General features: G+C 40.4%; 8 protein-coding genes, 1 tRNA gene and 1 pseudogene. 9 read left to right on the plus strand and 1 reads right to left on the minus strand.

Annotation, left to right across the window (positions count from 1 at the left end; translation table 11 throughout):
- Window positions 1-50: 50 nt before the first annotated feature.
- On the minus strand, window positions 51-350 hold the full coding sequence (locus tag V7266_RS18210; protein WP_335469692.1) for a HesB/YadR/YfhF family protein: 300 nt from the start codon (window positions 348-350) through the stop codon (window positions 51-53).
- A gap of 246 nt (window positions 351-596) precedes the next feature.
- On the opposite strand from V7266_RS18210, the gene V7266_RS18215 reads away from it, so the two are divergent.
- The 9 genes and pseudogenes from V7266_RS18215 (at window position 597) to V7266_RS18255 (ending at window position 7,303) form a co-directional block, all read left to right on the plus strand.
- A complete protein-coding gene (locus V7266_RS18215; protein ID WP_335469693.1) occupies window positions 597-1,046 on the plus strand; it encodes a MarR family winged helix-turn-helix transcriptional regulator in 450 nt (149 codons plus the stop codon).
- Window positions 1,047-1,062: 16 nt separating this feature from the next.
- The gene (gene racE / locus V7266_RS18220) at window positions 1,063-1,857 is read left to right on the plus strand and encodes a glutamate racemase (protein ID WP_335469695.1); all 795 of its coding nucleotides are present in this window, start codon (window positions 1,063-1,065) and stop codon (window positions 1,855-1,857) included.
- A gap of 137 nt (window positions 1,858-1,994) precedes the next feature.
- A complete protein-coding gene (locus V7266_RS18225) occupies window positions 1,995-3,065 on the plus strand; it encodes a GerMN domain-containing protein (RefSeq protein ID WP_420491444.1) in 1,071 nt (356 codons plus the stop codon).
- A 295-nt stretch (window positions 3,066-3,360) separates the two neighbouring features.
- Window positions 3,361-4,116: a ribonuclease PH gene (gene rph / locus V7266_RS18230; protein ID WP_335469696.1), complete on the plus strand. Its 756-nt coding sequence runs from the start codon at window positions 3,361-3,363 to the stop codon at window positions 4,114-4,116.
- A gap of 321 nt (window positions 4,117-4,437) precedes the next feature.
- The gene (locus tag V7266_RS18235; protein ID WP_335469697.1) at window positions 4,438-5,049 is read left to right on the plus strand and encodes an XTP/dITP diphosphatase; all 612 of its coding nucleotides are present in this window, start codon (window positions 4,438-4,440) and stop codon (window positions 5,047-5,049) included.
- The gene (locus V7266_RS18240) at window positions 5,046-5,558 is read left to right on the plus strand and encodes a metallophosphoesterase family protein (protein WP_335469698.1); all 513 of its coding nucleotides are present in this window, start codon (window positions 5,046-5,048) and stop codon (window positions 5,556-5,558) included. The genes V7266_RS18235 and V7266_RS18240 overlap by 4 nt, the downstream gene beginning before the upstream one ends.
- Window positions 5,559-5,659: 101 nt before the next feature.
- Window positions 5,660-5,736: transfer RNA gene (locus V7266_RS18245), tRNA-Arg, on the plus strand.
- A 122-nt stretch (window positions 5,737-5,858) separates the two neighbouring features.
- Window positions 5,859-6,837 (plus strand): annotated as a pseudogene (locus V7266_RS18250) (tyrosine-type recombinase/integrase).
- A 133-nt stretch (window positions 6,838-6,970) separates the two neighbouring features.
- Entirely contained in the window at window positions 6,971-7,303 is a 333-nt protein-coding gene (locus V7266_RS18255) for a hypothetical protein (RefSeq protein ID WP_335469700.1), read from the plus strand.
- Window positions 7,304-7,669: the final 366 nt, after the last annotated feature.

Genomic DNA, 7,669 nt, shown 5'->3' on the forward strand with positions numbered 1-7,669 from the left:
ACTTAGGAATGAAAACCGGCATCGAGATAAGATGCCGGTTTTCATTCTTATTATTTAGATAAGGTATAACTAAATTCTAATTCATCCCATTGTTTATTGTAATCGACAAATAGATCATGACCATTAAAAAACCATAGATCGGAGCCTTCAATATAGAAGGTCAGTCCTTCTATTTCAGTCTTAACGCCAATGTCGATTGGCTCGTTATCCACGGTAAATGCAAGTGAAAAACCTTCTTGAACAGGGCTGTTTCCGTAAATTTTCACATAAAATCTTACTTTATCCCCACTTTTCAACTCAACTTCATCCCTAAACCATTGGATTGCTTCATTACTTAAACCTATTTCCATTTTTCTTCTCACCTTTGTTTTTAAAATTGAAGCATGAACATATTATGAACTAATCTGTTAAATAAAATTATTATAGCATTTGATTCACCTAATCGCTTTTCAGGAGTATTGAAAAAAGAGTTTCAGCTTGAAATTTCAGCGGAAAAAGTAGAAAATAAGTACAAGCTTTAAGACATCCACCTTTGTTAGATCGGTTAATATATAGATTCGTCTTGAGGAGAAGCAAATTATAGGAGTGTATACGAAATGGAACTCGAAAATCCACAAAAAGTTTCAGAGGATATGATCGCTGTTATTGAGAAAGACTTACGGTATATTTCTGGAATCATTAAACAAAAAGGCAGGGAAATGCTAAGTCAATATAAAATTACTCCTCCACAATTCGTGGCCTTGCAATGGCTGTTTGAAGATGGAGACATGACCATTGGCGAGCTTTCAGGTAAAATGTTTTTGGCATGCAGCACCACGACGGATTTGGTCGACCGCATGGAGAAAAATGTACTCGTTGAGCGGGTGAAGGACCCAAGCGACCGTCGAGTGGTGAGAATTCACTTATTAGAAGAAGGTAAGAGAATCATTGATGAAGTGATTAAAAAGCGTCAGGCCTATTTAGATGAGATGCTGAAAAACTTTACGGTGGATCAAATTTTACTACTTCAATCCAGCTTGAGCAAACTGCATCAAGAAATGCGTTAAAAAGAGGCGAGAATTTTTGAAACAACCAATCGGTGTTATAGATTCCGGTGTCGGTGGACTAACCGTTGCTAAAGAGGTAATGAGGCAGCTTCCCAATGAAAAAATTATTTATTTGGGAGATACAGCGCGCTGTCCGTATGGTCCACGATCAAGGAAGGAAGTAAAGAGGTTTACTTGGGAATTGACCAATTTCCTGCTCGAAAAGAATATCAAGATGCTTGTCATTGCCTGCAATACAGCTACCGCTGCTGCACTGGACGAGATTCGCAAGGAATTACGAATTCCTGTTATTGGAGTTATTAATCCTGGGGCAAGATCCGCCATAAAGCGGACAAAAAACTATCGGGTTGGAATCATTGGAACAATCGGAACAGTCAAAAGCGGAGCATATGAAAGGGCGCTAAAGTCGCTCAACAGCAGGCTTTTTGTCACTAGTCATGCATGTCCGAAATTTGTCCCGCTTGTAGAGAGCGGCGAATATGCGGGGGCGATTGCTGAGAGAATCGTAGATGAATCTTTACAGCCGCTTTTGGATCAAAACTTAGATACCCTAATATTGGGCTGCACCCATTATCCATTGCTCGAACCCCTAATTAAACAGGTAATGGGTGAGCAGGTACATGTCATAAGCTCAGGCGACGAAACGGCAAGAGAAATAAGCGCTATTCTCCAATATAATGATTTGCTTGACAGCGATGAAGAAGAACCAGAGCACGAATATTACACGACCGGCTCTAAATGGATTTTTTCAAAAATTGCTTCCCAATGGCTCGGTACCCACGTTCACAATGTAAATAAAATCAAACTTTAAAAGGAGCTTCTGCTAAAGGGGGCTCCTTTTGTATAGAAAAAATTTTTTTATTTACTCTAATTTTCTTAGTTAAGGCGGTCTATTTTCTCTTAAGGCTCGTATACATGATAGTACAAACTGTCTTAGGGGGGAATTATGTGTCTAAAAATAAAGCAAAAATAATTGGTATGACTGTGTTAACCTCAACGGTTCTACTATCTGGCTGTGGATTATTCAATACAGAAACACAGAAGAAGATTGATCCGCCGAAAACCGTAACGGTAAAAGAGGGACCGGTAAGTAAGGAAACGGTAAGTAAAGAAACAACCGCGAAAGAAAAAGAGGCGGCTAAGAACACAGTGAAAACTGAACTTTATTTGATTGATAAGGATGGCTATGTAGTGCCTCAAACTCTTGCTCTGCCAAAAACATCTTCAGTAGCCAAGCAGGCCCTTGAGTATCTGGTAGCAAATGGTCCAGTGACCGATTTGCTTCCAAATGATTTTAGGGCAGTGCTCCCTGAAGATACAGAGATTTCGGTGAACATTAATAAAGATAATGGCGTCGCGACAGTTAACTTCTCAAAAGAATTCAAGAATTATCAGCCTGAGGATGAACAGAAAATTCTTCAATCTGTCACCTGGACGATGACGCAATTCGATAATGTAAAATCGGTCAAGCTTAAGATGAATGGCCACGAACTGAATGAAATGCCTGTCAATGGCACACCAATCAGTGAGAATCTCTCAAGGGCAACTGGAATCAATATTGATACCAATGATGTAGCTGATATTACGAATACAAAACCAGTAACCGTCTACTATATTGGCGGTGAAGAGGGCTCCTATTACTATGTTCCGGTAACGCGCCGCATTAGCAATACAGAGAAGGATAATTATGCCGCTGTTGTTAATCAACTCATTCAAGGGCCAAGTGGGAAATCAACGCTTGTATCTGAATTTATGTCAGATGTGAAGCTTCTTGAAGCACCTAAATATGAAAACGGTACGTTAACGTTGAACTTCAATAGTAATATCTATGACAGCTTTAAGGGGAAAGAAATTTCACAATCTTTATTAGATATGCTTGTTCTTTCGCTAACGGAGCAGCAGGGGGTAGAAAAGGTAGCGGTGGAGGTTAACGGAAAAGCGGATATCAAAAATGATCAAGGTAAAAAGGTGTCTGAACCGGTAACTCGCCCAGAAAAAGTCAACACAGGTAGTTATTAAAAAAGCATTTTTGATATACTATATAGTGACCATGAAAGAGGTTGGCTTTTATGCCCGCCTCTTCTTTATTTGAAAGACTGTGTTAAACTTGGATGTTGATTTCCGCTCCAGGCACTTCGCTTTCCGCAGGCGGTCCGGGGAGCCTCCTCGGCGCTTTAGCGCCTGCGGGGTCTCCCCTGTTCCGTACCCCGCAGGAGTCTCGCGCCTTCCGCTCCAATCAACATCGTTATAATATCAATAATGACCTTTAACACAGCCATTTGAAAAAAAGAGATTTTCATAAGGAGGAATTGGTGTGCGTGTTGATGGAAGAGAGCCATTGCAGCTGAGGCCTATACATATTGAAACGAATTATTTAATGCATCCAGAAGGATCTGTGCTGATTTCGGTCGGAAATACAAAGGTTATTTGTACTGCCAGTATTGAAGACAGAGTTCCTCACTTTATGCGAGGAGAGGGGAAAGGCTGGATTACGGCAGAATACGCCATGCTGCCGAGGGCGACAGAAACAAGAAACATTCGTGAGTCCTCAAAGGGAAAAGTCTCCGGAAGGACAATGGAGATTCAGCGGCTCATTGGACGTGCCCTTCGCGCAATTGTCGATCTTAGTGTGATTGGTGAAAAAACGGTCTGGATTGACTGTGATGTCATCCAAGCGGACGGAGGGACACGGACAGCCTCGATAACTGGAGCGTTTGTGGCGCTCACCTTAGCCTTAAATTCATTGGCGGAGAAAAAGCATTTTGCGAAATTTCCAATTACCGATTATTTAGCAGCAACTAGTGTCGGGATCCTATCGGGTGGAAAGGTCGTATTAGACTTAAACTATGCGGAAGATTCGAAGGCCGAAGTGGATATGAATGTTGTCATGACAGGGAATGGAGAATTTGTTGAGCTGCAAGGAACGGGGGAAGAGTCCACCTTCTCGTATGACCAATTACAAGGGCTGCTGCATGCTGCACAAGAGGGGCTCATGGAGTTATTTGAACAACAGAAGGCAGCACTAGGCGAGGATATTATTAAAAAAATCGAGAGTAGAAGGAAGAAATAGAGAGTTTTTGTGTGAAAAGATTAGTTAATTTGTTGATGAATTGAGCTTACTGGCGGATAACGAGAGTTAACTGTCGGATAAACGGGGTTAACTGGCGGATAAGTGAAGTTAACTGGCGATAGAGATGTTATTTGGCGGATAAGCGATGTTAATTGGCGGATAAAAGGAGTTAACTGGCGATAGCGATGCTAATTGGCGGATAAAAGGAGTTAACTGGCGGATAAACGAAGTTAACTAGCGCATAACAAGATTTTATTGGCGGATAAGCAAAGTTTACTGTCAATTTCTAAAAAACACAGTTATAAAATAAGAGGCGATAATATGAATGAAGTCATAATAGCAACCAAAAACCCCGGAAAGGCAAGAGAATTCGAGGAGATATTTTCCTTAAGGGGGATCACAGTTAGAACACTACTAGATTTTCCCGAACTACCAGAAGTCGAGGAAACAGGAACAACTTTTGAAGAAAACGCCATCCTCAAAGCCGAGGCTATCTCACGGGCACTTAATAAAATGGTCATAGGCGACGACTCAGGGCTAATGGTAGATGCGCTAGAGGGCAGACCCGGAATCTTCTCCGCCCGCTATGCTGGTGAGCCAAAAAACGACGAAAATAACACAGATAAGGTGTTATCAGAATTAAAAGGAGTACCTGACGAGAAGAGGACGGCCAGATTCTATTGTGCGCTGGCAATTGCAATACCTGGTCAAGACACTAAAACGGTGTCAGGCACGTGCGAAGGCCGGATTCTCGAGGCGCGCCGTGGAACAAATGGGTTTGGATATGACCCGGTTTTTTACGTGCCAGAAAAAGGCCAATCCATGGCAGAACTATCTTCAGTTGAAAAAAATAAACTCAGCCACCGGGCGAATGCGCTAAAAAAACTTGATAGCATGTTAGATTCTATTTTAGAAAGAGCGGATAAGTCATGAGCAAGGTATTAATAATCAGCGACAGCCACGGCTTAACAAAGGAACTAGAAATCATCCGGGAGCGGCACTTACATGAAGTCGATTTAATGATTCACTGCGGTGATTCACAATTAATGCCAACTGATAAATCGATCAACGGTTACTTAACAGTCATGGGGAATTGTGATTTTGGCGCCGAGTACCCGTTGGAAACAACAACTGAAGTAGCGGGCAGGAAATTCTTTATCACTCATGGCCATCGCTATTCAGTAAAGTCCACATTAATGAATTTAAAATATAAAGCAGAGGAAGTTCACGCCAATATTGTCTGCTTTGGACACTCACATGTCTTAGGTGCCGAAGTGGTTGGCGGCACGCTTTTTATCAATCCAGGCAGCATCCTCCTCCCGCGTGAGCGTTTTGACAAGACGTATGTAATCCTTGATTTGCAAACAGGCCAAATCAACATGTCTGTGTTTGATCTATCAGGTCATGAACTTACAAAACTAGCGCAAGAATTTGCGCTTTAAACATAGTGGGGGGCTTCCCCCTTTTTGTTTAAAATGAAAAATGCTGTTGACTTTTAGATATTAGGATAATATAATAAATCTTGTCTTTAATATTAAAAAATGTCCCAGTAGCTCAGCCGGATAGAGCATACGCCTTCTAAGCGTACGGTCGGGAGTTCGAATCTCTCCTGGGACGCCATACTACATAACTAAAAACCGCTATATATAAGCCTTCTAGGACGTCAAATGAAACGGTCAGTGCATCGGTCAAATGCCGATTTACACACGATAATTCATTAACGTTTTAGGAGGCTTTTTGTTATGACGAAACAGAAAAGTATTCTATCGGTTTCAGATGATTTGAGCGGTTTATTCTCCGAAAATCCTACCCCACGTACAACGGTCAAATCAGACCGAATGACTACTAAAAAGGCGCTCGCGACCATTATTCGCCAAATGCAGATCAGTGGTAATCGCCCTAGGACAATTAGCGATTATTCGATTCAAGTGAATCATTTCGCTGAGATGATGAAACTGACATTCTTAGACGACATAAAGGCGGAATCCATATACGATTGGCTTTCACGTATGGAAGTCAGTAATCAAACTAAGTTAATACGCTTAAAATGTTTGAAGGCGTTCTTGTCCCGTTGTTTTAGTAATGGATGGATTGAAACGCAGTTTTGGAAGCCGATAACAATTCGAGTTGATAGTCACGTCAAAGAAGGCGCCACAGAGCGTGAAATTCGAACGTTATTATCTTTGTTAGACTTAGGTGACTTTGTCCAATTACGAGACGCTACAGCGGCTTTATTGATGTTTAAAACGGGTATACGTGTTAATACAATCGTCCACCTGGAGAAAAGACATATAGACTTCACGGATAAATTACTGAGACTTGATGGTTCTATCATGAAAAACCACGATCAGTTACTATTGCCATTTGATGATATGCTGCACCGTTTACTTACAGTGTTAGAACGCCAGAATAATGCGATAAGACAAGCATACGGTGTCCAAAATAATTACGTGTTTATCACGAAACAAGGCGGAATCATCTCTAATAGTCCTACGCATAATAACATTCAAAAACGTTTAAATAAGTACTCTAAAGAATTTGGGTTACGTAATATTAATCCACATGCGCTCAGACGTGGTTTTGCTAAGTCTCTATTGAATAAGGGAGCAAATATTGCTGAAATTATCAAAAGCGCTTGGTCATAGTAATCTCGCAGTGACAACACAGTACTTACACCTGGATAAAGAAGAAGTAGCGGAGAACCTACGGAAATATTTATAGTACTTAGCGTGACGTCATCATAACTGGTGGCGTTTTTTCTTATTAAGCTAACTCGCAGGTTAATTAAACAAGGATAAATTAAAATTGGTTTGCTCAGGGAAAGATATAAAAAAATAATAGGGGTTAGTTTAAAATGAAGAAAAAGAAAGTATTTTCCTTAGCTATGATAATCATTCCTTGGCTTTCTGTTCTGTTCATGGATAAAAAATCATTCGTAAGGTATTTACCCGTAGCAAGTTTTATTAACTTATTTATAAGTGTCTTTAGTGTCATCGGAAATAAGAGAAGATGGTGGATAAATAAAAATCCATTTTCCCCTGGTAATGTAGATTTCTCATATATATTAGGACCGTATTTTGTAGCAACGCTATGGATATTTAAACTAACTTACGGTAATTTCCTAAAATACCTCGTTACCAATGCCATTGCGAATATTATTAATGCTTTTCTACTTGGTTCTATGTAGGAAAAATTTGGTGTATTTAAATTTAAAAAAATAAATCATACCATTTGGTATTTTATTTGTATATTATTATCAATTATTATCTATGGCTATCAATACATTGTGGAAAAAACAATTACAAATGCAAATAAGATAAAATCAGAATTATAATATCTATCCCTTAAGATACTTTTTGTCCTACTAACAGGAGAGATTGTTCAATAAAGAGCAGTCGCTTTTCTTGTTCCGCTAACGGGGCAGGTGTGCGGCCGAGCCTAGGTCGTATCATATAGCGGGTGGGACTCCCGCCGAGTAAGAACTAGCCATTCGCTCGTAGCGAGTCTTGGAGGGCTAACGGTAACTTTAGTCTTTAAGCGTAGACAGTTAGGT

It is taken from the genome of Neobacillus drentensis (assembly GCF_036965645.1).
Classification (GTDB): domain Bacteria; phylum Bacillota; class Bacilli; order Bacillales; family Cytobacillaceae; genus Neobacillus; species Neobacillus drentensis_D.

Excerpts from the sequence above, each read along its gene's own strand:
- V7266_RS18240 (WP_335469698.1), top strand. The coding sequence starts at position 5,046 with ATGAGCAAGGTATTAATAATCAGCGACAGCCACGGCTTAACAAAGGAA.
- V7266_RS18235 (WP_335469697.1), top strand. The coding sequence starts at position 4,438 with ATGAATGAAGTCATAATAGCAACCAAAAACCCCGGAAAGGCAAGAGAA.
- V7266_RS18210 (WP_335469692.1), bottom strand. The coding sequence starts at position 350 with ATGGAAATAGGTTTAAGTAATGAAGCAATCCAATGGTTTAGGGATGAA.
- V7266_RS18215 (WP_335469693.1), top strand. The coding sequence starts at position 597 with ATGGAACTCGAAAATCCACAAAAAGTTTCAGAGGATATGATCGCTGTT.
- V7266_RS18255 (WP_335469700.1), top strand. The coding sequence starts at position 6,971 with ATGAAGAAAAAGAAAGTATTTTCCTTAGCTATGATAATCATTCCTTGG.